Origin of the sequence: Limnospira indica PCC 8005 (assembly GCF_000973065.1) — a bacterium.
Classification (GTDB): domain Bacteria; phylum Cyanobacteriota; class Cyanobacteriia; order Cyanobacteriales; family Microcoleaceae; genus Limnospira; species Limnospira fusiformis.
This window is the reverse complement of the sequence record NZ_FO818640.1, coordinates 5,388,648-5,413,943: the sequence shown is the minus strand read 5'-3', so window position 1 is coordinate 5,413,943 and position 25,296 is coordinate 5,388,648. Positions and strand designations below refer to the sequence as shown.

The window sequence follows — 25,296 nt, the reverse complement described above, 5'->3', positions numbered from 1 at the left end:
CGCCAGATATGCTAATATAAGGGAAAATGATTGTACTTGAGTTCAAAGCACGGGTAAAGCCTGCCCAGGCTACCGCTATAGACGACGCTATACGGACGGCTCAGTTTGTCCGTAATAAGGCGTTGCGCTATTGGATGGATAGCCAAGATGTCGGCAAATACGACCTTAGCAAACTCTGCAAAGCGTTAGCTGAGGAGTTTCCCTTTGCCAAGAAACTCAACTCCATGGCTCGTCAGGCTTCAGCAGAACGGGCCTGGAGTTCAATCAGTCGGTTCTACGACAACTGCAAAAAGGGCATTAAGCCCGTAGGATTCCCCAGGTTCAAAAAGCATTCCCGCTCGGTGGAGTACAAAACCTCTGATGGCAGTGTGGTGGAAGCACCGCAGTTCTATCGCAAGTCTGAAAGGCGGTTGAACAAGGCCAATCGAGAGAAGTCCAGAAAGTACCGCAAGGGGGCAAAACCACAGTCCGGGAACTATCACAGGGCTAGGAACCGATACGCCCGGAAGCATTTAAGGGTAAGTAGGCAGCGTAATGAGTGGGCGAAGAGCATCGCCTACTGCGTCATCCAATCTAACGATTTGGTTGCCTACGTAGACGCGAAGCGGCGCGCCGAAGGCAGACTTGAATGTGAAAGGGTTAGTACGCAATCGGCATCTAGCCAAGTCGATTAGTGATGCAGGATGGTCAATATTTCGCTGTTGGTTGGAGTATTTTGGCAGGAAGTACGGGAAGGTAACGATTGCCGTTCCTCCCCAATATACGAGCCAGGATTGCTCAAGCTGCGGCCAACGAGTCAAGAAGGCACTCTCAGTCAGAACCCACCACTGTCCGCATTGCGGCTATGAGGCTGACCGAGATGTGAATGCGGCCATCAATATCCTGCGCCTGGGACTAACTACCGTGGGGCACACGGGAAGTTATACGCTTGGGGAGAGCGGGCCTCTGGCTGGGTTGGAAAAATCCTGCTCAGTTAAGTCCGGTTGATGAACCAAGAATCCCCGTCGCGTGACTCGCGGGGAGTGTCAAAAAAGATCCTGGCATCAACTGCGATCGCATTTCATCATCATAGGCAGCCGTGACTCAAACCCTAACCCCATCATTCTCAGATACCCAGAACGTTCATCGCTATGTTTTAGATAACGGTATTATCCTGTTAGTCACTGAAAACCCGGCGGCGGACATTATCGCGACCCGTTTATTTTTGAGGACTGGGACCCGTTGGGAACCACCACACCAAGCCGGACTCTCTCACCTCCTCGCCGCCGTCATGACCAAAGGGACAGAAAGCCTGTCATCCCTAGAAATTGCCGAAAGAGTCGAGTCAGTTGGGGCGAGGGTTAGCGCGGACACCTCCTCCGACTATTTCCTCGTCGGTATCAAAACCGTTTCTGGTGACTTTGAGGATATTTTGGAGTTAGTCGCCCAACTCTTGCGCGCCCCATCTTTTCCCGAAGCGGAAATAGAACTGGAACGCCGCATCACCATTCAAGGTATTAGAGCCCAGAAAGAACAACCATTTTCCGTAGCTTTCGACCATCTACGACGGGGAATGTATCAAAACCATCCCTATGCTATTTCCGGCCTCGGAACCGAAGAAACGGTAAGTCAAATTACCCGCGCCGACTTACAGGAATTTCATCAGACCTATTTTCGCCCAGATAATCTGATTATTTCCCTAGCGGGACGCATTACCCTAGAGAAAGCCCTAAGCCACATACAGAGATGCTTTGGAGACTGGAAAGCACCCCCGACTCCCCTCCCCAAACTCACCCTACCAACAATCATCTCTAACCCCCACAAGGCGATCGCACCCCAGGAAACCCAGCAATCTGTAATTATGCTAGGATACCTCGCCGCCTCGGTCTATCACGAGGATTATGCCACCCTCAAAGTCATGAACACCTATTTGGGTAATGGTCTATCCAGTCGCCTCTTCGTCGAATTACGCGAAAAGCGGGGACTAGCCTATGATGTCTCGGCTTTCTATCCTACCCGCCTAGATGCTTCCCAATTTGTCGTGTATATGGGTACTGCCCCTAATAATACTGCGATCGCTATTGACGGACTACGCGCCGAAGTAGACCGACTTACCAACACCCCCCTCACAGAAGAAGAACTCCAGGTCGCTAAAAATAAACTACTAGGACAATATGCCCTCGGAAAGCAAACTAACAGCCAACTCGCCCAAATTTACGGATGGTATGAAACCCTAGAATTGGGTATTGACTTCGACCAGCAATTTCAAATTGATGTCGCCTCGGTCACAGTTCCACAAGTCCTAGAAATATCTCAAAAATACTTCTGTCAACCTTACCTCGTCTTGGTCGGTCCACAGGCGATCGTCACCCCTTTTTCCTACTCCCACTAACATATTCTCTGCCATGCACAAAATCGCCATTTTGTCAAGATGTCTAAAAACCCTAGCCCCACTCATCCTCAAAACTCGTGCATCGCCAGTTTCAGTTTTCCCTCAAAAAATAACTTTAATCGCCAGAGAATCGGGGTTTCAGCCTTTATTGGTGCATCAAGACACAATAGCCCCTTGGTATCGGTTTCCTCAATGTTACCACAACCCCGATAATCTCGTCAACTTTTTGCCACTTTTTATCAACAAAAACGTATCAAATCTTAACAATATTTTAAAAATCCCATATATTTGAGCCGTATCAATTAGCCAAACTTATTTTTGGGTCAGGCAACAAATCACCCTGTGGGGTCAACCTGAATCGACCCCTTAATTGATGGTTTCCGATTTGAGACCGTCTATTTAACTGGGTTTACTGACGCTTTTACAGTGGCTGCTGTCAACAATATGCGATCGTAGGGTAGCCGGTTGGGTGAGTGATTCATGAGCCGGTACAGGTTCCCCTATCGGGTGAAAAATGACCTGTTTACAGACCAATTGACTACTACCGCCATAGGCATAATCCCAAATATAGGATTCTGTATCATTAATCGTCGCCGCAGCCGGAGACCAAAACGAACTCAGCAAGACCAATTCTAAAGCCACCAAAGCCGTGATGATATATTTCCACATAATAAATCCCCATTCCCATCAACTCACAGGGTCATAGGCGAGTTTCGGCAGCATCCCTATTGGCGATCGCTAGTCGATACAACCCGCCCATTCTCCCATTATATCAGTCCTTTCGGGGATGTCAAAACTTATTCCGTTTCCCCCTTAGTGCTGGATTTTTTCCTAGTAGTGGACTTTTTGGCAGTAGTGGACTTTTTGGCAGTAGTGGACTTTTTGGCAGTGGTACTGCTAGTAGACTTCGACCTCGACTTAGACTTCGACCCAGAAGCCGCCTTAGCCTTTAAGAGTTCCAGAGCCTGTTCTAGGGTGAAAGTTTCGATCGCCTGTTCTTTAGGCAAAGAAGCATTAATTTTGCCATGCTTAATATAGGGACCATAGCGACCATCATAGATATTGAGAGGTTCTCCATCTTCCGGATGTTCTCCCAACTCTCGCAGGGGAGTAAGAGTTTTTTTAGCCCCCCTGCGTCCCACCTTAGGTTGAGCCAGAAGTTCCAAAGCCCGCTCAAAAGTAATAGTCAAGACATCATCAGGAGCCTTGATAGAGCGATAATCCTTAGCCTCCTTACTTTCATGAACCACATAAGGACCAAAGCGACCAATAGCAGCCTTAACCTTAGCCCCCGTTTCGGGATGCAGTCCCAAAAGGCGAGGTAAAGACAAAAGCGATACAGCCACATCCAAAGTCACCGCATCCTTTTCCAGTCCCTTGGGAAGGGAGACCCGTTTCGGCTTCTTATTAGTTTCCGACTCTTCCCCCAACTGCACATAAGGACCATAGGGACCAATTAACATAAAAATCGGTTCCCCTGCTTCTGGATGAACTCCCAGCTTTTCCGGTCCCTCCGTCTTTTGTCCAATCAACTCCTGAATTAACTCAGGAGTCAGGTCAGCAGGAGTCAGGTCTTGAGGAATGGAAGCAGTAATAATCTCCTCATCCTTCTGTGCCTCAATATAAGGCCCAAAGCGACCCAAACACAAACGGTAAGTCATGCCATCAGTAGCATCACCCAAATTTTCCAATTCAATAGTTCGGGCTACCTTAGCATCAATTTGGCTTTCCTGTTCCTTAACCTGATTTTCCAGCCCCCCGTCACCGGAATAGAACTGTTGCAAATAAGGCAACTGGTCCGCCTGTCCAGTGGCTATTTCATCAAGAGTATTCTCCATGCGAGCGGTGAAACGGATATCCACCAAATCGGGAAAATGTTTCTCCAGGAGGCTATTAACGGCAAAAGCCGTAAAAGTAGGAATCAGAGCATTGCCCTTAATTTGAGCATAACCGCGATCGATAATCGTACCAATGACACTCGCGTAGGTACTCGGACGACCTACCCCCTCACTTTCCAGAGTTTTGACCAAAGATGCTTCTGTAAAGCGTGCCGGAGGTTGGGTTTCATGTCCCACTGCCTCCAAATCCTTACAATCAGGATGTTGACCTACTTTTAGAGGTGGTAGAGGTACTTCTTGATTTTCCAAAGCCGCATCAGGATCATCAGACCCCTCTACATAAGCCCGCAAAAACCCAGGGAAATCAATACGTTTCCCCGTCGCCCGAAAACCTGCATCTTCCACCTGTAAGTCAACAGAGATATTAGTTTGGCGAGAGTCAGCCATCTGAGAAGCAACGGTCCGCTTCCAAATTAAGTCATAAAGTTTCAAGTCATTACCACTTAACTCAGTTTCCTGGGGAGTACGGAAATAACTTCCAGCCGGGCGGATAGCTTCGTGGGCTTCTTGAGCGCCCTTACTTTTGGTCGTGTACTGGCGTGGTTTCGGACTCAGGTACTCTTTGCCATATTTCTGCTCAACGCAGTTTCTAGCAGCTACTATGGCTTGCTCTGATAAATGTACAGAGTCAGTCCGCATATAAGTAATATAACCACGCTCATAGAGTCCTTGAGCCACCTGCATAGTCTGACGGGCGCTAAGTCTGAGTTTCCGGTTAGCTTCCTGTTGCAGAGTCGATGTGGTAAATGGCGGCGCGGGTTTGCGAGTAACTGAGCGTTGGTCAATATTGCTGACAGACCAGAGTTTCTCCCTCAGTCTCTCCTTGAGCGCTTGGGCTTGGTCTGAGTCTAGTAGGACTACATTACGCCCCTCGGCGATTCTACCAGTGCTTTCATCGAAGTCGCTACCTGTGGCTACCTTTACCCCATTTAGGGTAATTAGTTTCGCCTCAAACTCGGTTTTACCTTGTTCCAGCAAGGCTTTTAGATCCCAATATCCTCCCTGTCGGAAGGCGCGACGTTCCCTCTCTCGGTTTACTATCAATCTTACGGCTACAGACTGCACCCGACCCGCTGACAAGCCTCGGGCGATTTTTTTCCACAGCAGTGGTGACAGTGTATAACCATAGAGGCGATCGAGTATCCGCCGGGTTTCCTGGGCGTGAACCAGTTGTTCATCTAAGTCTCGGCAATGTTCTAGGGCTGAGAGTATGGCTTCCGAGGTGATTTCATGGAAGACCATACGCCGGGTGGGAATTTTCGGTTTTAGCACCTGCAACAAGTGCCAGCTAATACTTTCCCCTTCTCGGTCTTCGTCGGTGGCTAGAACTAACTCTGTCGCTTGTTTAAGCGCTTTTTTGAGTTCTTTGACCACTTTCTGCTTATCTTTGGGGATTACATAAATAGGCTCAAAATTACCTTCCACGTTTACCCCTAGCCCTGCCCATGTTTTCCCCTTGTACTCTTCGGGAATTTCATCAGCAGAGGGTGGTAAATCCCGGATATGACCCATTGAGGCTTCTACCTGATAGTCTTTCGGTAAGAAGTTACGAATAGTCCGGGCTTTGGTCGGTGATTCAACGATAACTAAAGTTGACATAGCAGCTTTTTCGTATAGCAGCAAACTGGACTTGGGGTCTGGCCCTGGTTTGGGGGAGACCAGAATTTATCTTTTTCTGATACATTTACGCGACATTTATCCGGCTATTGCCTGACAATGCGACGATAGCACTATTATCCGTTAAGGTAACAGAGGCGGTATCCCGCAAAGCTTTTAGAAAGATTCCAAAAGCACCGTTCCAGTCCCTGGGTAGAGTGAACCCACACTCAGGACATCGGAACACTTTTGAGCCACCTAGCTGGGAATGCACATGACCACAGTGAGTACAGGTTTTGCTGGTGTATTCTTCCGTCACATCTACAACTGTGGTTCCAGTTATCTCGGCTTGATGTCTCAGGGTTAGTTTGAATCGATAATGCGCCCATGTCAGCATGGCGCGGGCAGTCTTAGACCTGATTTTCCGCTTTGCTTTGGCAACCATATCGGAAGTCTCGAAGGTGGGCAAAAAAATTAGGCTGTAGTTGTGAGTCAAGTAGTGAGCAATTTGTTTGTGGGCTTCATCAACTAGATTGCGGATTTTGGTTCTCATTCGTTGAGCCGCTTGCCTCATCCGTCGCCTCCTTGAACGACAGGGTTCCTTGGCGATTCGGCTCATCAAATCATCCAAATGTTGACATAGCCTAGTAATGCGTCCAATATCCCCGGAGCCAAATTCCAGAAACCGAGAGCCATCAAACCCGGTTATGAAAGTTCGCACACCCGGGTCTAATGCAATTACGCCATTCGCTTCAGTTTGGGTAACGGCCACAGGTTCAGGAAACACCGCAAACCATCGACCTTTGGTAAACACCAACTGAGTCCCTTGCCCGCAAGTTTTAGGGATAGCTTCGGAAACCATGAAAGTTAATCCTTTCGTTAGTCTTGGATACCAACTCCCTGAAGAGAAATTAGTATTATTGAACTTAATCCCTTGAGAGCTGTCACGACAACTTCTAAACCTGGCATCAGGACTGGCGGTCAAAGCCTGATAGGCATCAAAGATGGCATTTTGCCGAATGTGGCAGGGTGTTTCTTTGACCCATTCGGGTAAGTCACTCTGCATCACTTTATTGCGTAATTTCAGTTTGCTTAGTCGTTTACCACTCCTAGATAATGCAATTGCTTGGTTGTAGCAATACCGACAAGCAGCCAGCCATTTACGCCAGACTTGATTTAGCTCTGGGCTGGGGTAAATCCGGATCTTCTTTGACCTGAGTTTTGTATTTACTCCGTCGGTATAATCGGGAACTGAAGCAGTGGAGGATGGCGAGGATGTCCTCAACCATTTCTGGTTCTGGACTGAGACTTGTCTCGTTGAGAACCATGAGTGAGCACCTGTTTTGCTCACAGAGCCATCGAAACCAGTCAAATCCCCATATTGCCAATCGGTCTGGGTGGGCAACGACAACCATGCCGACATCTCCTGACAAGACTTGTCCCAGTAAGGCCAGCATTTTCTTTCCCTTTCCCTTGAAGTTGAGCCCGCCTCCGATTTCTGAGACGACTTCTGCTTCGGGGTAGAGGTTGGACAGTGCGGCCACCTGTCGGTTGAGGTCTGACTGCTGGGCGCGGCTACTAACTCTGGCATAGATAACGACTTTGCGTTTGTCACTGCCTGATATGGAATCAGAATATGACTCAACGTTGTATCGTCGTTGCCCAGCGGGGGTTCTGATGGTCTCGATTGAGCCATTTTCGTCCCATCTGCGGAGTGTTCTTTCATGGACTCCAAGGATTTGGGCCGCTTCCTTGGGTTTGACATATCTGGCAATAGGTTGATCCTCAACTCTTCTCGCTTCTTATACCATATTGCCCTAAAATATTAACCTAATTTGAGATTAAATCATGCTCTTGTCGGACTGTTTAGGCAACACCATTAGGGGTCGAGAATGGAGTCACCTCCATCCCCTCCCATTCAGAACCGTGCGTGAAAGTTTCCCTTCACACGGCTCCTAGTCTGACTGCTCCATTGTTAGGGATACGGCTTTGGCATTGTCTAATGCCGTTTTATTATCGTGACAGTGGCGGTGCAGTAATTGAATATTCTTGTATTCATCCTTTCCGCCGTGGCTTCGAGGTACAATATGGTCTACTTCAATTATGTCTGATGGGGTAAAGTATTGTCCACACCAGGCACACTTACCTTTTTGCCTTTTGAGTAGTTTGGCTACTTTTGTCGGTGTATCAGTTGTTTGTCCTTTTCTGGTTGCCCAGTAAGTCCAATTTCCGTCGTATGGTATTGCGTCCGGGCGCACTAGGGTATGTCTGACCAATGGGGTCCAGTTATGCTTATGCAGATGTAACCCATCTTTGGTTTGAAACATCCAAGTTTCCTGTCTTTCTTTCCCATTACTGAGTTTAACCGTTCCCGGTTTAAAGTATTTACTCAGTTTCTTATGTTTTGCCTTTCCGCATCTTGAAACTGTCCATGCCCGCAACATTTGCCAAACTGTGTAATCCAACTTATTGAATGTCTCAACTGAGACTACCCCGGAATAGTAATTAGACCATCCTCGTATTATCGGGTTTAGTCTACTAATCAGGGCTGATTGGGGTGCTGTTTTATGTTGTTTTATTACACCCTTCATCACTTCAGTGTGGGCTTTAACTGCTTTCTTGCTGGGTTTAATGTGAGTTACAAAGGTTTTCCTTGTGTCCCTATTTATCTTCCCTGCTCTATGTTTTCCTGCTGGGTATTGCCTGATATTGAATCCGAGAAAATCGAACCCTGATTCCTCTGTTTTGCCATTATACTCCATAGAATTGAGTGTGTGACAAATCCGAGTCTTTTCGGGCTTAATTTCTAGTCCAACGGGTTTTAACCATTCAGAGATTGCAGTTTGGCACTGTTCAATGATTCCTAGGTCTTTTGAGATTACCACGAAATCATCCGCGTACCTTATTAGGGTAGCCTGAACGGTTCCCCTTTTCTTGGGATACATTGTTTCGATTAATCTTGCCATTCCATCCAGTGCGATGTTGGCAAGTAGTGGGCTTATTACCCCTCCTTGTGGTGTCCCTGTTTCTGTATCCTCGAATACGTCGTTATCCAACACACCTGCTTTTAACCATTGTTTCAGGTCTCTTTTTAGGCAGCTTGGACCATGAATTTTGGACAGTAGGTAATCATGGTTTATTCGATCGAAACACTTCGCTATATCCGCGTCTAGCACGTAGTATTCACCTTTGTTGATACTCAGGTAAATCCTGGCTATTGCATCCTGAGCTGACCTCCCTGGTCTAAACCCATAGCTTGTGCCTTCAAATCTTGCTTCCCATTCGGGTTCGAGTGCCGACTTCACCAAGGCTTGCCTTGCTCTATCTTGGATAGTGGGTATTCCCAGGGGGCGTTTTTCATCCCTTCCAGGTTTTGGAATCCACACCCGTCGCAGTGGTTTGGGTTTGAGTTTCCCTTTGATTTCCTTCACCATCTCTAGCCTTTACTTAGGGGATATTACTATCTTTCCATCCACTCCAGCCGTCTTTTTACCTTGGTTTTCTTGGGGGGCGGGTTTATTAAGCTGACTGTTGGGAAGCATGGCTGACCGTGGAACCCGCCCCTACAGCCGCACTGCTAAGAGCCGGGCATAATATGATTTCACCAGTAGACGTTGCAACCTTCTAACCTTTGCATTCTGTCCCGATTTAGCTGCTTGAAATATACTCTTTTGGAGCTTAAAAACTCTCCGTTGAACTTTCGTCCATGGGATTGCCTTCCATGCGTTGTTCGTAGTCTTGATTGGTTTTGATTTCTCAAACCCTTTCTTTAAGCTCGCTATCGCCATTTTTACACCTACTAGACTCTATTCCTTGCAATCAAACCGTGACCTGTTAGCATATCCCTTCCATTACAGTCGGGCGTTGGCTTTTGGTCACATCTCACATCCCCAATGCATACGCTTACACTTGTCACTACTGAGTTCTTCGACCAATTCCCTCAGAGCACTTGGGGACTTAAAACGTTCCGTTTATATGGGCGTTCCATCCTTAGATTTGTCCTGTCCACCGGGGTACTTTAAAGGTCTATGCAGGTGGTAGTACAAAACCCCTGCTGTTCCCCTTGCCCTTTTGGGCGCAGCGTATCAACCCATTACGCTACTGGCTAATTACGGTGGTTCATGTCAGACATTAGGTTCCCCTAATCGTAGATGGTTGGCAGTGGTCTCGTTTCTGGTGTTAGGTTACACCTCGGAGCCTTCCGTTCCCCGCTTCAATCCCAGGTTTGTGGGTCCTGAAACTGGGGGTGGCTATCGCCGTCACCCTCAACCCTGATTTCCCTTCATTCCTGTACGGTTCCCCGTCTTTTCCTAGGTTCGGTTTCCCGTCCCTCTGATTGTTAAGAAATGTTAAGAATTGTTACAGGGTTTGTTGACCTTGGGTTCCCTGCCTCATTTTGTATCTTATGATACTAAATTTAGGGACATATAAACAGTTATAGGGATGTTCAGAAGCGAGCTTATTATATTCAACCAAGGGGCTGAAGTCCCTACCAGGCGGTTATTTCGGGTATTACACCCCTATTTCATGCCTGAACGTCTCGCACAGCACTATCTAGCCTAACCCAACATTTCCAACTATCTCACTTGATTTAGCCCCCGATCGCTTATAATAAGGGTTTGCATTTAATTTTCAACTGGAGGGTACTATGTCTCGTGTCTGTCAGCTTACAGGAAAACGGGCTAATAACGGAATGGCTGTCTCTCACTCCCACCGTCGTAGTCATAAACTACAACAAGCTAATTTGCAGTGGAAACGGATATGGTGGCCCCAAGGTAAGCGCTGGGTACGTCTGAAACTTTCCACTAAGGCTATTAAAACTATTGAGAAGAAAGGGTTACAGGCTATGGCTAAAGAGGCTGGCATCGATCTCAATAAATTTTAGCTTTTCGGGCTACACATCACCCATTTCTATTGATAATGGAACTCCCTCTCCTTCTGGGAGAGGGCGCTCGGGCTGGGAGCATCAATTTTACAGGATATACTTCCTATCCTACCCCTTGCATTTAGCCAGAATTAGACCAAACCAATTGTTACTATCAGTCCAAGTCTTGACGGGTTGTAAACCTTGCTGGTTGAGATAATTCTGCATATTTTCTAGTTCAAATTTTCGGGAAATTTCGGTGCGGACTGTTTCCTGGGCGCTAAAATTGACGGTCAGGTTTAAACTTTGCAGACGTACAGTTTGCTGACAGAGACTGCGTAGGTGCATCTCAATTTGATGTTCTTCTAGGTTATAAAAAGCCCAATGTTCAAAGTTGTTGATATCAAAATCACCATCAAAACGATGGTTTAAATGTGACAGCATATTTAAATTAAAAGCTGCCGTTACCCCCTGACTATCATTATAAGCGGCTTCTAAAATATCGGTGGGTTTATGTAAATCCACACCTAATAGGAAATATTCCCCTGGTAATAAAGCGGCTGTAATTTGTGAGAAAAAGCGATCGCACTCCGTGGGGGTTAAATTTCCCAAGGTGCTACCCAGAAAGCAAATCATGCGACTGGGAAGCGGTGCGGGTTCTAATGTCGCTAAAGCCTGTTCATAGGTGGCTACAATTCCATGAACTTGTAAAGATGGATAATCTTCTAACAATTGATAGGCGCTAGTTTCCAAAATACCCCCACTAATATCAATGGGAAGATAACGCAAAGGATAGCCTAAACTTTGGTAAGCATCTAATAAAATCCGAGTTTTAGTAGAACTACCACTCCCTAACTCTACCAATTCCGTCGGACCAGTTAAAGTGGCAATTTCCGACGCAAAATCCCTTAAAATAGCCGTTTCTGTGCGGGTCGGATAATATTCGGGTAATTCGCAGATTTTTTCAAACAATAGAGAACCCTGATCATCATAAAAATACTTAGGGGACAGAGTTTTGGGCTGGTAGGTGTTGGCTAGACCCTCGATTATATCATAACCGGTGGCGGGTTCATTGGCTGGGGTCTGATTTGCATTAACTAGAGATTCAATCCTGATTCGTTGCTGGAGTAGGGAGCGATCGCTCGTTTCTGTAGTAGTCTGAGGGTGGGAGATATACATTATGGCTAAAGTATACACAGCAATGGCATCAAAAAAACTGCTGCCATTATGTATTGTCCCATACCATTGTCAACAAAAGGTTATGTTAACCGAACCCAAAAACCATCAACTGTTATGGCTTACCCTAAGAAACGTAACCGTGAGCATCCCTCGGTAAATTCCCAGTGGTCTACCGAAAGCGAATTGGTAGGTTTGGAATTTGAACTCACAGCTACGGACAATCATACCCTTTACCCCCAATATACCATTGGTCTACACGCCTGGTTTCTTGACCAAGTGCGTAACACTAACCCAGAACTTTCCCAATATCTCCATGATGGACAATCAGAAAAAGCCTTTACGATTTCAGGGTTGTCCGGTTCCCTAATGACCTCTGGAAAAAATCTGCAATTACAAGGCGATCGCCTCTATCATTGGTATGTCACGGGGTTATCTCGTCCGGTAGTTCAGTGGCTAGGGAAATGGACCCAAAACCTACCCCCCCGCATTGAACTCAGAAACGCCCCCCTAACTATCAATTCCTGTAAAGTCTTCCTGGAAGCCAATACCTATGAGCAACTGTGGGAACAGCAGTCCCCCAAAACCGGAAACCTGAAATTAAGTTTCCTCTCTCCCACCAGTTTTCGTCACAAAGGACATCATCTCCCCCTACCAATTCCAGTTAACCTCTTCCATAGCTACCTGCGGCGGTGGAATGATTTTTCTGACATCAAATGCGATCGCGACTTATTTTTAGAATGGGTCGATGAGTTTGTCATCCTCCAACGTCATCACCTACAGTCCGTCAAAGTCGCAGCCGGAAAACGGGGAATGGTAACCGGGTTCACCGGAGCCATTGAATTAGCTACCTCCCAGAAAAGCAAAACCAAGTTTTCTGGAAATATCCAACAGCAGCAACAGCTATTTTACGCCCTAGGACAACTAGCCCCCTACTGTGGAACGGGACATAAAACCCCCTTTGGTTTAGGACAAACTCGCTTAGGCTGGTTAGTAGAAGATATTCAGCCTATCTCTACTATTCAACAAATACTAGCCGATCGCATTCTGGAATTAACCGAAATTTTCCGTTCCCAAAGACGGCGCACCGGGGGAAACCGCGCCACCGACATAGCCGAAACCTGGGCGACTATTCTGGCGCGTCGGGAGTTGGGGGAATCTCTACAAGCGATCGCTACTGATTTGGAAATGCCATATCAGACAGTAAAAACCTATGCTAAACTAGCACGGCGCGCCTTAAATTAAAACATTCATCAGATGCACAAAAAACACCAGATGCTGTTATCTAACTTGGTTAGGGGTAGTCGGCGACGGTTCCGAGTCCTATGGCAATTTTTAGGACTGTTTGGCTTGGTTAGCTTCCTCATTATCAGTTGCGGTCAACCCAATAATCAAACCACTACTACCCCAGGGTCTAGTAACGGCGACGAACGGATTATTATTGGTACTACCCAAACTCTCCGCACTATCGATCCAGCCGATGCCTATGAGGTTATTTCTGGCAATCTTCTGTATAATTTAGGCGATCGCCTCTACGCCTATGAAGTGGGAACTACCCAACTCCAGCCTCAACTGGCTACCGATTTTCCTACCATTAGCGACGATAGGCTAACCTATACTATGCCCCTACGTCAGGGAGTCCTTTTCCATGATGACACGCCCTTTAATGCTGAGGCGATGGCTTTTTCCCTGCGGCGGTTTATTGAAAACGGCGGACCCCCTTCCTCTTTACTCTCCGATATTGTTGATGAGATTACTGCCACCGGGGAATATGAATTAACTATTAAACTCAAGCGTCCCTTTGCGGCTTTCCCCTCCCTATTAGCATTTTCGGGAGCTTGTGCGGTTTCCCCTAGTGCTTATGAAATTGGACCTGGGAAATTTCGGCCTAATTCTTTTGTCGGAACCGGACCTTATGTTTTAACAGAATATGGTGTAGATCTGATTCGCCTCAATCCTTTTGAACAATATTGGGGGGATAAAACAGCTAATCAAGGTGTCGATTTACAACGTTTTTCTAGTCCTGCTAATTTGTTTAATTCTTTCCGAACTAATGCTGTCGATGTCGCTTATATATCCCTTGAACCTGACCAAATTTCAAGTTTATTAGAAGGTGCAGAACAGGGAAGATGGCAAGCAATTACTGCTGATGGAAATACTATTAATTATATAGTATTAAATGTGAACAGCGAACCCCTAGACCGGGTGGAAGTGCGACAGGCGATCGCCTCTTTAGTCGATAGAAACTTAATTAATGAAAGGGTGCTGCGAGGACAAGCTGAACCTCTTTATAGTCTCATTCCTACTACTTTTGAAAGTTACCTTCCCGTGTTTAAGGAAGCCTACGGAGATGCTAATTTTGAGCAGGCCAAACAACTGTTAATAGAGGCGGGATTTACTCCCGAAAACCCCGCTGTAGTTGAACTTTGGTATGGTGCGAACTCCCAGAAACGTCAAGAGTTGGCGGCTACTCTCAAGGCTTTATCTGATAATAATTTGGGGGGTATTTTACAGTTACAACCCCAAAGTGTAGACACAACTACGGCTTTTCAAAATTTGGAGAAGGGAATTTATCCCACTTTTATTCTCGATTGGTATGCGGATTTCTTGGACCCTGATAACTATATACACCCCTTTCTGGATTGTGCTAATGGTTCCCCCGAAACGGGATGCGTCGAAGGTGCTAGTCAATATCATGGGTCCTTTTATTATAGCGATCGCATGAATCAGTTAATTCGACAACAGCGCACTGAAGCTAATCCTGAGACTCGACAAGCTATCTTTCACGAAATTCAACAACTCCTGGCTGAGGATGTGCCTTTTATTCCCCTATGGCAAGACAAAATCCATGTTTTCGCCCAAAACAACATTCAAGGGGTCAACCTCCAGGCTAATCAACAGTTCCCTTTCTGGCCTTTGGCTAAATTCACTTCTCAATAACTGATAGCTGGGACGGGCGCTATGCTCTACTGTCCCATTTTGGGGGTCGGTTAACCAACCAATCCCTATCAGCCAACCCCTCCCCCTACCTAGTAGGCGGCGAGTCAATATATGGCTCTCAAAACTTGTGGTCGCTGAAGATCCTTAATGGTTCTACTTCCCGTGCAAAATAGCACCGTGGATATTTCGGCTACCAGAATGTCTACCAAACTATCAACAGCAGCCTCTGACTCAGCCGCCGCCTGTAAAAAAGGCCACGCTAAACCCGCTAAATCAGCACCTAAAGCGATCGCTGATGCCACATCTAAACCGTTGCGGAGTCCCCCAGAAGCAATCAGAGGAATATCAGGAGAGTTTGCCCTCACCTCAGTGATACACTCAGCCGTCGGTAAACCCCAATCTGCGAAAGTTTCCCCTAAGCGCCACTGACGAGGATCTGTCGCCCTCTGTCCTTCTATTCTTGCCCAAGACGTACCACCCGCACCAGCCACGTCAATGGCAGCTACTCCCGCATCTATCAGCTTTTTAGCCATAGTAGCTGATATGCCGTTACCGACTTCTTTGGCAATCACCGGAACTGGCAGGCTACAGCATAAATCGGCAATTTTGTCAAGTAGTCCTCGGAAATTAGTATCGCCTTCGGTTTGAATGCACTCCTGGAGAGGATTGAGATGCAAAATTAGGGCATCGGCTTCCAGAATATCAATTACCTGCTGACATTGCTCTAAGCCATGGCTATAGTTTAGTTGAACTGCGCCCAAATTAGCGAATAGCAGAATATCAGGAGCGAGCGATCGCACGGCGAAAGTGGGGGCTAATTCTGGCTTTTCCACTGCCACCCTTTGGGAACCCACCCCCATGGCAATTTTATGTTTGAAAGCAGCCCTGGCTAGGCGGGTATTAATTAGTTTAGCCTGTTCTGTGCCACCAGTCATCGAGGAAATTAACAACGGTGCACCCAGGGACTTACCCAGAAACTCTGTGGAGACCTCTACCTCCCCAAGATTAATTTCCGGTAGACAGCAGTGGGTAAACCGATAGCGATCGAAACCATTGGTTTTTTGGCGGAATTGTACATCAGACTCTAAACAAATTCGCAGATGATCAGCCTTGCGGCTTTCCGTGGAAAATTCCATTTTTCACAGTTCCTAATTAATATGGATACCTTGGACTTATTCTGACTTTAATTCTATGCGATCGTATCCATCTACCTCTTCCAGATATACTCGCACCTGTTCATCCCTAGCCGTCGGGAGTTCCTTGCCAATAAAATCCGCTTGAATGGGTAGTTGTCGATGACCGCGATCGACTAAAACCGCCAGTTGGATAGTCTCCGGTCTTCCATATTCAATTACCGCATTCAAAGCCGCCCTAATAGTACGACCACTATAAATTACATCATCCACCAAAACCACTTTTTTACCGGTCAGGTCAAAAGGGATTTTAGTTTGTGCGGGAGTTCGCATCCCCACTTTATCTAAATCATCCCGATAAAAAGTAATATCCAAAGCGCCACGAGGAACCGTCAACTGTTCCAGCAAGTTGATTTGGTTCCCTAACCTTTCCGAAAGGGCAACCCCCCGCGTATATATTCCCAATAATACCAGGTTAGATAAATCTCCCCCCCTTTCCACAATTTGCGATGCTAAACGGTTTAAAGTTCGCCGCATTTCTTCAGCAGATAGAATCTCGACAATTTTACTCATGATTCAAGTTGATTGCTTCACAAAATGACTGGTTTAGATATCTGCCCCATCTCTATATATGCTGACCAGATTATGGGCTCAATAATGCCTTATTTTTATTGCCAAAATATTGCCCTAATTATAAATAGTATAAAAGTCAAACCCAACCATAAAAAAACCGCGTGACGGGTGATGGTCAGCGCCCGTTCAATAGTTTCTGAGGTAATGGGGGAAATCGGATCTCCTAAAGTAGGTTTATGTTTAACTTTTCCTCCATATTGATTCACTCCCCCCAATTGTACTCCCAAAGCTACAGCATAGGCGCATTCACTCCAACCGGCATTAGGACTAGGATCATGAATAGCATCTCGGCGACATATTTGCCAAACCCGTCTAGGTTGACCGGACAACAGAGCAACCGTAATTACACTGAGGCGGCAAGGAAGCCAAGTCAGAACATCCTCCAATTTAGCACTAAACCATCCTATATGAGTATAAGGTGCTTCACGATAACCAATCATTGAATCAAGAGTGCTGGCAGCTTTATAAGCCCAAGCCAGAGGAACACTTCCCACTGCTGGTATCAGTAAACCAATAATCCCATAGAATAGGGGAGCCATCATACCATCGATCGCATTTTCGGTAATAGTTTCCACAATAGCCCGTTCAATTTCAGGTTTCGATAACTGTTCGGTATCTCGACCTACATACTGACTTAATCGCTGGCGACTTGTTGGCAAATCCCCCCGTTGCAGAGCCTCTTGTACATCCTCAGCCGCTGCTCGCAAACTCCTAGCAGCAAAGCAACTAGCTAAAAGAATACTTTGTAGCCCCACACAGATAATACCATGAAACGGCAATTGCACGGTCATAGTTTTAACTGCTGCCACCATCAGCCAACTGACCAATCCGCTACCAATGACCAAAATCAACCCCACCCAAATTCCCGCCAGCTTTTGAGATAAAGGACTCTTCAAATATCTCAGAACTGGTTGAGTGAATTTGGTAATCACCCAACCCATAACTTGAACTGGATGCAGCCAATTCCACGGATCACCGATAGCATAATCCAAGCCAGCCGCTATTGCCAAAATTACTATTGTTGGGAAATCACTCATTTATTGACTGCCATGTAATCCTTCACTGCCTCCATACAATTAAACCACAAAACTAGCTGACTCTCCCTGAGCCGCCTGCCAACTGAGGGCATCATAATAAAGGTCTTCCAGAGAGATGCTATACAGAGCCTCCTTTAATTTTTCATGGAGACGATTCCAGAGAGTAAATGTTACCCAATCCTCTATTTTTTCAGCATCAGGTTGATGGTTAGATAAAGGTTCTATGGTCTCACCAACTGCTTCCAGAATTTGTCCCAGAGAAATTTGAGCAGGTGGATATGCCAACTGATATCCCCCATGAGCGCCTCTTACAGAAATTACTAGCCCCCTTTGTCGCATCTCAATTAGTAACTTTTCCAGATAGGGAGCGGGAATATTTTGCCGAGAGGCGATCGCTCGCACCGAAATCGGACCCTGGTTTTGCAGCACCGCTAAATCTAACAAGGCTTTAACACTATAATGTCCGCGAGTAGTTAACTTCATTAATCCCTTTCAAATTAACAGTGATTTTTGTGTTTATTGGCTTGATAGTCTCGTCAGTTGCTACCAACCTTAACCTAGACTACTCATCCGTATCTATCTAGTGGAATTTACGGATACATCATTGATTAACATTATTTAATCCGTCCTGCCTAGATTCTAACTGAGTTTGACCTCAACCAGCGCGAGTAATAGCTCTGGGAAACCACAAACAGGTAAGCCTTTACACAATCAGCTATCCGATGATTACATCTGTTAAAAATGTTAATCATTGAGATAAATAATTCTGCAATCTTAGTGTAAGATGGTATGCAGGTACCAGGTCATCGTGAACAGTTATGGTTGTCGGAGCGATAACCATAACTGGGGTGATGACACCATCTCGAATATGCAAGGGAAGATCTCATGGCTAAGAAGAACAATTCGGAAACTCAACCACAACAGCTCACTGGTCAAGAACTCTTAGAAAAAGTCCGACATCTCGGCTACATGAAGAAAGAAGAGAAAGCTAAAAAATGCGGATACTATACGTTAACCAAAGACGGTATAGAGCGAGTTAATATGATGAAATTCCTTAACGCCTTAATAGAGGCAGAAGGAATCGAACTAGATGGGAAACCAAAAGGAAATGGACGCGGCGGACGCTCTGCCAGTTATAGAATTACGGTTCAATCTAATAACAACCTGTTGATTGGGTCAGCCTATACGAAGCAAATGGATCTGCAACCCGGAGATGAATTTGAGATTATTCTGGGACGTAAGCACATTTATCTGAAACAGGTAGGCTCGGAAGATTAGCAGAGTTGATGCAATTGTGAAAGTAGTATATTGTCTAGTCTTGATACTTCTATAATGCTGAGAAACTAGGTTTTCTCAGTGATTCAAATGCGATCGCATACCTATCGTTAGCATCTGAGCAGCACCAAAAAACCCCTCAAAGCCATAAAAGACAGAGGGGTATCTTGTGCTGCGTCTGAAGATTTTAGGTCGCAGTTAATAAATAGCAGTAGCAGCCTAGGATGGAATCGGTACAGATTGCAGTAGGACTTCAATAACGGTCTTAGAACGGCGACCACCACCAGTAATCAAGCGATGTGAAAGGACATGGGGAGCCAATAATTTAATATCATCAGGAACGGCATAATCTCGTCCCGATAAAAAAGCCAAAGCCTGGGTAGTACGATGAAGAGCGATCGCCCCCCTAGGACTCACGCCCAACATAATATCCTCATGCTCCCGTGTAGCGCGAACCAAATTAAGAATATACTGCTGTAAAGACCCATCCACCTGGACTCTCTGACATTCCTTTTGCAGAGTCAGAATATCCTGTAAACTGAGACAGGGTTTAAGTTCATCAACCTGTACCCCCTCACTCAAGCGTCGCAACATTTGCAACTCTTCCTGTTCACTGGGATATCCCAAAGTTAAAGACAACATAAACCGATCCATTTGCGCTTCTGGGAGAGGGAAAGTTCCCTGATACTCAATCGGGTTCTGAGTCGCAATCACAAAAAAAGGCTTCTGAACCATGCGCGATACCCGATCAATCGTCACCTGTCTTTCTTCCATGACCTCCAACAAAGCCGACTGAGTGCGGGGTGTAGCTCGGTTAATTTCATCAGTAAGTAAAATATTAGCAAATACTGGCCCCGGCAAAAATTCAAACTCACCACTGCTAGGATTCCAAATATTAGTACCAGTAATATCGGTTGGTAATAAATCCGGTGTACATTGAATCCTCTGGAAAACTCCATCAATAGAACGAGCCAAGGATTTAGCCAGTAAAGTTTTACCTACTCCGGGTACATCTTCCAACAGCACATGACCCCCCGCCAGCAGCGCCACCAAGGTTAGGCGAATTGACTCTTCTTTACCAACTATAGTCCGACCTAAATTTTGCTTTAATCGTTCAATACGTTCTCTCATTCAATTCTCCGGTGATTCAACCCTCTGAGTGAGAGGATACAGCATTTTTGACCGTTGCACAGCTATCCGCAGACTATCTGTATAGATATTTTCTAACACCATCTGCTCATAGCCCCTTTCCGCCACGATTTCTGATGGCTGCTCGCGCCGGGGAAGCGATCGCTTTTACATCCCCATTAACCTGAGTTGTGTTCGAGTTCGGAGAGCTATTTTTCCTCATCTGTCAACTACAATTAGGGGAGATTTATCAGGTGTAATTATTCTCAACTTCTGCCACAACTGGACTCCGCCGCCCCCCTGCCCATCTAAATATTGATTGTCTTGGGTGATCACTAATCATTGGCCATAGAGCGCGAAAGCAGAGGATGCCAATGTGTTACTGAAGGGCGATCGCCTCAAACCCCGCCAATTCTTGCCCACCAAGAATTCCCAGACCTCAACAGACAGCAGTTTCGACCAACCAGAGATTATCCGCTATAATATTTATTATGTGCGAGACGTTTAGGAGTCAAATAAGGCTGCAATGCCTGAAATAACCTCCTAGAGGGCAATTAGACCTTCAACCAGTCTAACCCCTTAACTGTATATATGTCCCGACGCTTAGAGTGCTTAGAGTATAGACTAAGCATAGACTAAGCAAGGCAGGGAACTCAAGGTCAATCCCATATAAGAAATCACAGAATACACTATTTATCCTCCAAGTATACTATAAGGAGGAGTATTTAACCCACTTGGGGTGATTTGGGAAAGAGTAAAGGCGATAGCCACCCCCAGTTTCAGAAATCACAAATCTGGGATTGAAGCGGGGAACGGAAGGCGTAAGGGAAACCTATTCCCAATCCGACCACTGCCAACCATCCATGATTAGGGAAACCAAATGTCTGGCTTGAACCACCGTAAGTATTAAGTAGCGAAATAGGTTGACACGCTGCGCTCAAAAGAGTAAGGGGAAAAGTAGGGTACTGTTATCAACACCTACACAGACTTTTAAAATGTACCCCGGTGGATAGGACAAATCTAAAGATGGAATGCCCATATATACGGAACGTTGAAACCCCTGTTGGGCTCTCTACGAGTACATCTCGTAGAGTAGTGAAAAGTGTAAGCGCAAGCTCATAAGGGGAAGGGATGTGACTGAAAGCCAATGCCTAACTGTAATGGTTGGGATATGCCCACTAGTCACGGTGTGGATATAGAGACTGCGATAAGTAAGAGTTTAATGGCGAAAGCGAGTTTAAAGACTAACGCAAGCATATAGCTCCCAAAGTTGAAGTCATAAAGCAGGGGGTCGTAACCTTGTTCCTTTGACAAAGAGGGTATCCACATCAGGAGCCGTGTGCTGGGAAACTCGCAAGCACGGTTTTGAATTGGAGTTGGGAAAGGTGACTTTCCCTTCGACCATAACACTATCGTAATAGTTTTTGCCGATGATGTTCATAGGTACTTCTCAAGCCGCAAAATTGATGGGTGTAAGCACCACCCGAGTTAGGCATCTTTTGTATAGTGGTAGAATTCCCGGAGCTTACGTGAATAGACGATAGCTTGAAAGCCCTGTGGCTTTAGCCCAGGGATGAAAAGCAACGGCGGCTTTAGCCGCATTCTTACGCCAGATATGCTAGTATAAGGGAAAATGATTGTACTTGAGTTCAAAGCACGGGTAAAGCCTGCCCAGGCTACCGCTATAGACGACGCTATACGGACGGCTCAATTTGTCCGTAATAAGGCGTTGCGCTATTGGATGGATAGCCAAGATGTCGGCAAATACGACCTTAGCAAACTCTGCAAAGCGTTAGCTGAGGAGTTTCCCTTTGCCAAGAAACTCAACTCCATGGCTCGTCAGGCTTCAGCAGAACGGGCCTGGAGTTCAATCAGTCGGTTCTACGACAACTGCAAAAAGGGCATTAAGCCCGTAGGATTCCCCAGGTTCAAAAAGCATTCCCGCTCGGTGGAGTACAAAACCTCTGGATGGAAACTGCTCGGGCCGAAGCGCATCACATTCACCGATGGCTTCGGGATTGGGGAATTGCGGTTGCTCGGAACCTACGATCTGGCACGCTATGACGAATCCCTGATTAAACGGGTTCGCTTAGTCCGTCGCGCTGATGGCTACTACGTTCAGTTCTGCATCCAGGTTGATGTTCAGGTGCAGAGTGAACCGAGTCAAAAAGCTGTTGGCATTGACCTAGGGTTGCGGTATTTTATCGCTGCCAGTGATGGCAGTGTGGTGGAAGCACCGCAGTTCTATCGCAAGTCTGAAAGGCGGTTGAACAAGGCCAATCGAGAGAAGTCCAGAAAGTACCGCAAGGGGGCAAAACCACAGTCCAGGAACTATCACAGGGCTAGGAACCGATACGCCCGGAAGCATTTAAGGGTAAGTAGGCAGCGTAATGAGTGGGCGAAGAGCATCGCCTACTGCGTCATCCAATCTAACGATTTGGTTGCCTACGAAGACTTGAATGTGAAAGGGTTAGTACGCAATCGGCATCTAGCCAAGTCGATTAGTGATGCAGGATGGTCAATATTTCGCTGTTGGTTGGAGTATTTTGGCAGGAAGTACGGGAAGGTAACGATTGCCGTTCCTCCCCAATATACGAGCCAGGATTGCTCAAGCTGCGGCCAACGAGTCAAGAAGGCACTCTCAGTCAGAACCCACCACTGTCCGCATTGCGGCTATGAGGCTGACCGAGATGTGAATGCGGCCATCAATATCCTGCGCCTGGGACTAACTACCGTGGGGCACACGGGAAGTTATACGCTTGGGGAGAGCGGGCCTCTGGCTGGGTTGGAAAAATCCTGCTCAGTTAAGTCCGGTTGATGAACCAAGAATCCCCGTCGCGTGACTCGCGGGGAGTGTCAACGAATTGGTAGGATGTGGGCCATTCCCTTAACTGGCGAAATGCCTGAAATCACTCCTGGGGGGCGTGGTCCGAAGCCTACTTGGCAATGTAGCCGTCCTAAGAATAAACCCACGTATATTCATATCAACAAGAAAGTCATTGGTAACAACAACCGCATACTCAGGGAAACCCAAGGAGAGATAAGCGACATCCAACAATTGCTACAACCACCAATTATCTTGAACAAAGGCAATAAAACCTTGTATGCTTCGGAAATAATAATTGATGGGCCTTGCCGCCTACTATATCAACCGTTCAAAAAGCTATGTTCTGGGGCGCAGGTGTGGATTGAAACCTTATTCCCGACGAGAACTATAGCCTTATAGAGCAGTTCAAAATCAACATTAGTCAGGCAACTAGATTAATCCAGTAGGGGCAGATTTTTCCTAGCCTGGAGATAGGTTCGCGCGTGGGTACAATCCCTTTGAATTTGCGCCTTTAGCTGTTCAAGGGATGCAAATTTTTGTTCTGGTCGCAAAAACCCCTCTAAACTGACAGTCAAACTCTGACCATATAAATCCCCATCCCAATCTAATAAATGAACCTCAACGGTAGGATTGTCTCCAGCTACAGTAGGACGACAACCAATATTCATCACTCCTAACTGAGGCGCGATAGTTTTGCCGTACCGGGCAGCAAGTCCGGTAACCAGGACTGCATAAACACCGTATCGAGGTAAAAACTTCTCTGGTGGCAGTTGTAAATTAGCTGTAGGAAATCCCAGAGTCCGCCCTAATTGTTGACCCTGTACCACTTCACCGAGGAGGGTATAAGCACGTCCTAATAGTTGATTAGCACGGTTAAGATGACCTTCTGTAAGGGATTCTCGGATGATGGAACTACTGATGCGATCGCCATAAGGACAGGGAAAGCGAGAAACTATTTCGACATCAATACCATACTGAGAGGCGATCGCCTTTAAGTCCTCGGTACTACCCATGCGATGGCGACCGAAGCGAAAATCAAAACCGACACTCACCCGAGTAGCTTGTAAATACTCCACCAAAATCTGCTCAACGAACTGAGTTGGGGTGAGACTAGCCAAATCTTTGTCAAAAGGCAAAAGCACCAACTGCTGAACCCCAAACCTGCGTAGAATCTCAATTTTTTCCGGTAAGGGAGTTAACAGTTTTTTGGTTTGACCTGTAAAAAATTCCTGGGGGTGAGGATTAAAAGTGACCACTGTTCCATAGCCAGAAATCCCGAATGGCGGAGTTGTCTCGGAATATCCGCCCCCTACCTTCTGGGAATCTACGGCTACTTGATTGGGGTTGAGAATGGGTCGGACTACCTGTTGATGTCCTCGATGAAATCCATCGAAGTTACCCAAGGCAACAGCAGTCGGAGTTAGAACCGTATCTTTTGATGATGTTATCCACACAGGTTAAATTTAAGCCACGTTCATGGCGAACAGCAAGACAAACAGTTTACCCCGTATACGGGAACCAAGACAATTTTTCAGTTCTTCTGACTTTGATTTCTGAGAAACTCTCCGGCAAATGCTAACAGCCCGGAACCCATAATCAAAATGACGCTGAGGGCGTTAATATCGGGTTTAACTCCGGTTCTAATGCGACTAAAAATTTCCATAGGTAGGGTAGTTGCGCCACTTCCGGCGGTGAAACTGGCAATCAAAAAATCATCCATACTCAGCACAAAGGCTAATAAACAGCCAGAAATGATACCGGGCATCAGTTGGGGTAGCAAGACTTTGATAAAGGCTCGCTCGGGTGTCGCCCCTAAGTCTAATGCAGCTTCTTCTAAGTGGGGGTCTAGGTCAGCCAGGCGAGTGGATACGACCAGGGCGACATAGGCGAGACAGAAGACTACATGAGCGCCTATGATAGTTGATAAACTCAGGGGAATGGCTAAGGCTGCTAAAAATACTAGGGTGGAAACAGCGATCGCAATGTCGGGGATAATTAAGGGCAGGTAAGATACCCCCAGATAAATACCTTTTCCCGGAAACCGAAACCTAGATAGTCCGACAGCCATCAGGGTTCCAATGACTGCTGATATGGCTACGGCACTCAAGCCAACGGTGAGGCTATTTTTCAGGGCGCTAAGGATGCGGGTATCCTGAAAAAGTTTGACATACCACTGTAGGGTAAATCCCTGCCACCCAGCACTATAGCGGGATTGATTAAAGCTATAAAAGGTGAGAACCAAGATAGGCAGATACATATACAGGAACATCAGACCAACAAATATGATCTGCCAAGATACCCGAAATCTCATTTTAGGCTTTTGCATTTCTTGAGGAATGTCTGACTGATGATTGTGATTGTTAATATCCGGCATGGAATTTTAAGTTTGGTAGGGGCGGGTGCTGGAGTGAGCCTGGA

23 protein-coding genes and 1 pseudogene are annotated in these 25,296 nt (G+C 46.3%); 9 read left to right on the top strand and 15 right to left on the bottom strand.

Annotated features, from left to right (window positions below; all coding sequences use genetic code 11):
* Positions 1–26: 26 nt before the first annotated feature.
* The 3 genes from XZ46_RS23845 (at position 27) to XZ46_RS23840 (ending at position 2,371) form a co-directional block, all read left to right on the top strand.
* Positions 27–674, top strand: coding sequence for an RNA-guided endonuclease InsQ/TnpB family protein (locus tag XZ46_RS23845; RefSeq protein WP_006669314.1), 648 nt, complete (start codon positions 27–29; stop codon positions 672–674).
* The gene (locus XZ46_RS37070) at positions 631–987 is read left to right on the top strand and encodes an RNA-guided endonuclease InsQ/TnpB family protein (RefSeq protein WP_071533561.1); all 357 of its coding nucleotides are present in this window, start codon (positions 631–633) and stop codon (positions 985–987) included. The genes XZ46_RS23845 and XZ46_RS37070 overlap by 44 nt, the downstream gene beginning before the upstream one ends.
* 91 nt (positions 988–1,078) lie before the next feature.
* Complete coding sequence (locus XZ46_RS23840; protein ID WP_008055245.1) at positions 1,079–2,371, top strand: M16 family metallopeptidase; 1,293 nt, start codon at positions 1,079–1,081, stop codon at positions 2,369–2,371.
* 399 nt (positions 2,372–2,770) lie between these two features.
* Here XZ46_RS23840 and XZ46_RS23835 read toward each other — a convergent pair whose 3' ends face one another.
* From XZ46_RS23835 to XZ46_RS23810, 7 genes and pseudogenes are all read right to left on the bottom strand, one after another.
* On the bottom strand, positions 2,771–3,040 hold the full coding sequence (locus tag XZ46_RS23835; RefSeq protein ID WP_006623548.1) for a hypothetical protein: 270 nt from the start codon (positions 3,038–3,040) through the stop codon (positions 2,771–2,773).
* A gap of 128 nt (positions 3,041–3,168) precedes the next feature.
* Positions 3,169–5,868, bottom strand: coding sequence for a type I DNA topoisomerase (topA, locus tag XZ46_RS23830; protein WP_008055247.1), 2,700 nt, complete (start codon positions 5,866–5,868; stop codon positions 3,169–3,171).
* An 85-nt stretch (positions 5,869–5,953) separates the two neighbouring features.
* Complete coding sequence (locus XZ46_RS23825; protein ID WP_230428123.1) at positions 5,954–7,063, bottom strand: RNA-guided endonuclease InsQ/TnpB family protein; 1,110 nt, start codon at positions 7,061–7,063, stop codon at positions 5,954–5,956.
* Positions 7,026–7,640, bottom strand: coding sequence for an IS607 family transposase (locus tag XZ46_RS30925; RefSeq protein ID WP_071829390.1), 615 nt, complete (start codon positions 7,638–7,640; stop codon positions 7,026–7,028). The genes XZ46_RS23825 and XZ46_RS30925 overlap by 38 nt, the downstream gene beginning before the upstream one ends.
* A gap of 180 nt (positions 7,641–7,820) precedes the next feature.
* Positions 7,821–9,245, bottom strand: a complete 1,425-nt coding sequence (gene ltrA, locus XZ46_RS35930; RefSeq protein WP_322786902.1) for a group II intron reverse transcriptase/maturase — start codon at positions 9,243–9,245, stop codon at positions 7,821–7,823.
* A pseudogene (locus XZ46_RS38620) lies at positions 9,219–9,407 on the bottom strand (reverse transcriptase N-terminal domain-containing protein); the annotation flags it as partial. The gene ltrA and the pseudogene XZ46_RS38620, both read right to left, overlap by 27 nt.
* A gap of 21 nt (positions 9,408–9,428) precedes the next feature.
* Positions 9,429–9,653 (bottom strand): reverse transcriptase N-terminal domain-containing protein, encoded by a 225-nt coding sequence (locus XZ46_RS23810; RefSeq protein WP_008054763.1) that lies wholly within the window; start codon positions 9,651–9,653, stop codon positions 9,429–9,431.
* 860 nt (positions 9,654–10,513) lie between these two features.
* Between XZ46_RS23810 and rpmB the strand changes: the two genes are divergently transcribed.
* Complete coding sequence (gene rpmB / locus XZ46_RS23805; RefSeq protein WP_006669318.1) at positions 10,514–10,750, top strand: 50S ribosomal protein L28; 237 nt, start codon at positions 10,514–10,516, stop codon at positions 10,748–10,750.
* A 108-nt stretch (positions 10,751–10,858) separates the two neighbouring features.
* Here rpmB and egtD read toward each other — a convergent pair whose 3' ends face one another.
* Entirely contained in the window at positions 10,859–11,908 is a 1,050-nt protein-coding gene (egtD, locus tag XZ46_RS23800; protein WP_008055139.1) for an L-histidine N(alpha)-methyltransferase, read from the bottom strand.
* 114 nt (positions 11,909–12,022) lie between these two features.
* On the opposite strand from egtD, the gene cas6 reads away from it, so the two are divergent.
* Together cas6 and XZ46_RS23790 are read left to right on the top strand one after the other, a co-directional pair.
* The gene (cas6, locus tag XZ46_RS23795; protein WP_006623541.1) at positions 12,023–13,150 is read left to right on the top strand and encodes a CRISPR-associated endoribonuclease Cas6; all 1,128 of its coding nucleotides are present in this window, start codon (positions 12,023–12,025) and stop codon (positions 13,148–13,150) included.
* Between the two features lie 12 nt (positions 13,151–13,162).
* A complete protein-coding gene (locus XZ46_RS23790; protein WP_008055142.1) occupies positions 13,163–14,845 on the top strand; it encodes an ABC transporter substrate-binding protein in 1,683 nt (560 codons plus the stop codon).
* Between the two features lie 104 nt (positions 14,846–14,949).
* Here the strand turns inward: XZ46_RS23790 and fni are convergent, their stop codons facing one another.
* The 4 genes from fni to XZ46_RS23770 all read right to left on the bottom strand — a co-directional run bounded on the left by fni (position 14,950) and on the right by XZ46_RS23770 (position 18,131).
* A complete protein-coding gene (gene fni, locus XZ46_RS23785) occupies positions 14,950–15,981 on the bottom strand; it encodes a type 2 isopentenyl-diphosphate Delta-isomerase (protein WP_006623539.1) in 1,032 nt (343 codons plus the stop codon).
* Positions 15,982–16,017: 36 nt separating this feature from the next.
* Entirely contained in the window at positions 16,018–16,551 is a 534-nt protein-coding gene (gene pyrR, locus XZ46_RS23780; RefSeq protein WP_006623538.1) for a bifunctional pyr operon transcriptional regulator/uracil phosphoribosyltransferase PyrR, read from the bottom strand.
* A gap of 95 nt (positions 16,552–16,646) precedes the next feature.
* The gene (gene cbiB / locus XZ46_RS23775) at positions 16,647–17,648 is read right to left on the bottom strand and encodes an adenosylcobinamide-phosphate synthase CbiB (RefSeq protein ID WP_006623537.1); all 1,002 of its coding nucleotides are present in this window, start codon (positions 17,646–17,648) and stop codon (positions 16,647–16,649) included.
* A gap of 39 nt (positions 17,649–17,687) precedes the next feature.
* Positions 17,688–18,131, bottom strand: coding sequence for an Rrf2 family transcriptional regulator (locus XZ46_RS23770; RefSeq protein WP_006623536.1), 444 nt, complete (start codon positions 18,129–18,131; stop codon positions 17,688–17,690).
* A gap of 402 nt (positions 18,132–18,533) precedes the next feature.
* Here XZ46_RS23770 and XZ46_RS23765 point away from each other — a divergent pair, with 402 nt between their 5' ends.
* A complete protein-coding gene (locus tag XZ46_RS23765; RefSeq protein WP_006623535.1) occupies positions 18,534–18,926 on the top strand; it encodes an AbrB family transcriptional regulator in 393 nt (130 codons plus the stop codon).
* A gap of 216 nt (positions 18,927–19,142) precedes the next feature.
* Here XZ46_RS23765 and XZ46_RS23760 read toward each other — a convergent pair whose 3' ends face one another.
* Positions 19,143–20,054 carry an AAA family ATPase gene (locus tag XZ46_RS23760; protein ID WP_006623534.1) on the bottom strand — a complete coding sequence of 304 codons (912 nt, stop codon included), beginning with the start codon at positions 20,052–20,054 and terminating at the stop codon, positions 19,143–19,145.
* A 1,630-nt stretch (positions 20,055–21,684) separates the two neighbouring features.
* Between XZ46_RS23760 and XZ46_RS23755 the strand changes: the two genes are divergently transcribed.
* Entirely contained in the window at positions 21,685–22,869 is a 1,185-nt protein-coding gene (locus XZ46_RS23755; RefSeq protein ID WP_008055151.1) for an RNA-guided endonuclease InsQ/TnpB family protein, read from the top strand.
* A 54-nt stretch (positions 22,870–22,923) separates the two neighbouring features.
* Positions 22,924–23,277, top strand: coding sequence for a hypothetical protein (locus tag XZ46_RS23750; RefSeq protein ID WP_008055152.1), 354 nt, complete (start codon positions 22,924–22,926; stop codon positions 23,275–23,277).
* 35 nt (positions 23,278–23,312) lie between these two features.
* Here XZ46_RS23750 and XZ46_RS23745 read toward each other — a convergent pair whose 3' ends face one another.
* Both XZ46_RS23745 and XZ46_RS23740 read right to left on the bottom strand, forming a co-directional pair.
* Positions 23,313–24,332 carry a bifunctional riboflavin kinase/FAD synthetase gene (locus XZ46_RS23745; RefSeq protein ID WP_008055155.1) on the bottom strand — a complete coding sequence of 340 codons (1,020 nt, stop codon included), beginning with the start codon at positions 24,330–24,332 and terminating at the stop codon, positions 23,313–23,315.
* 77 nt (positions 24,333–24,409) lie between these two features.
* Positions 24,410–25,252, bottom strand: coding sequence for an ABC transporter permease (locus XZ46_RS23740; RefSeq protein ID WP_008055165.1), 843 nt, complete (start codon positions 25,250–25,252; stop codon positions 24,410–24,412).
* Positions 25,253–25,296 lie beyond the last annotated feature (44 nt).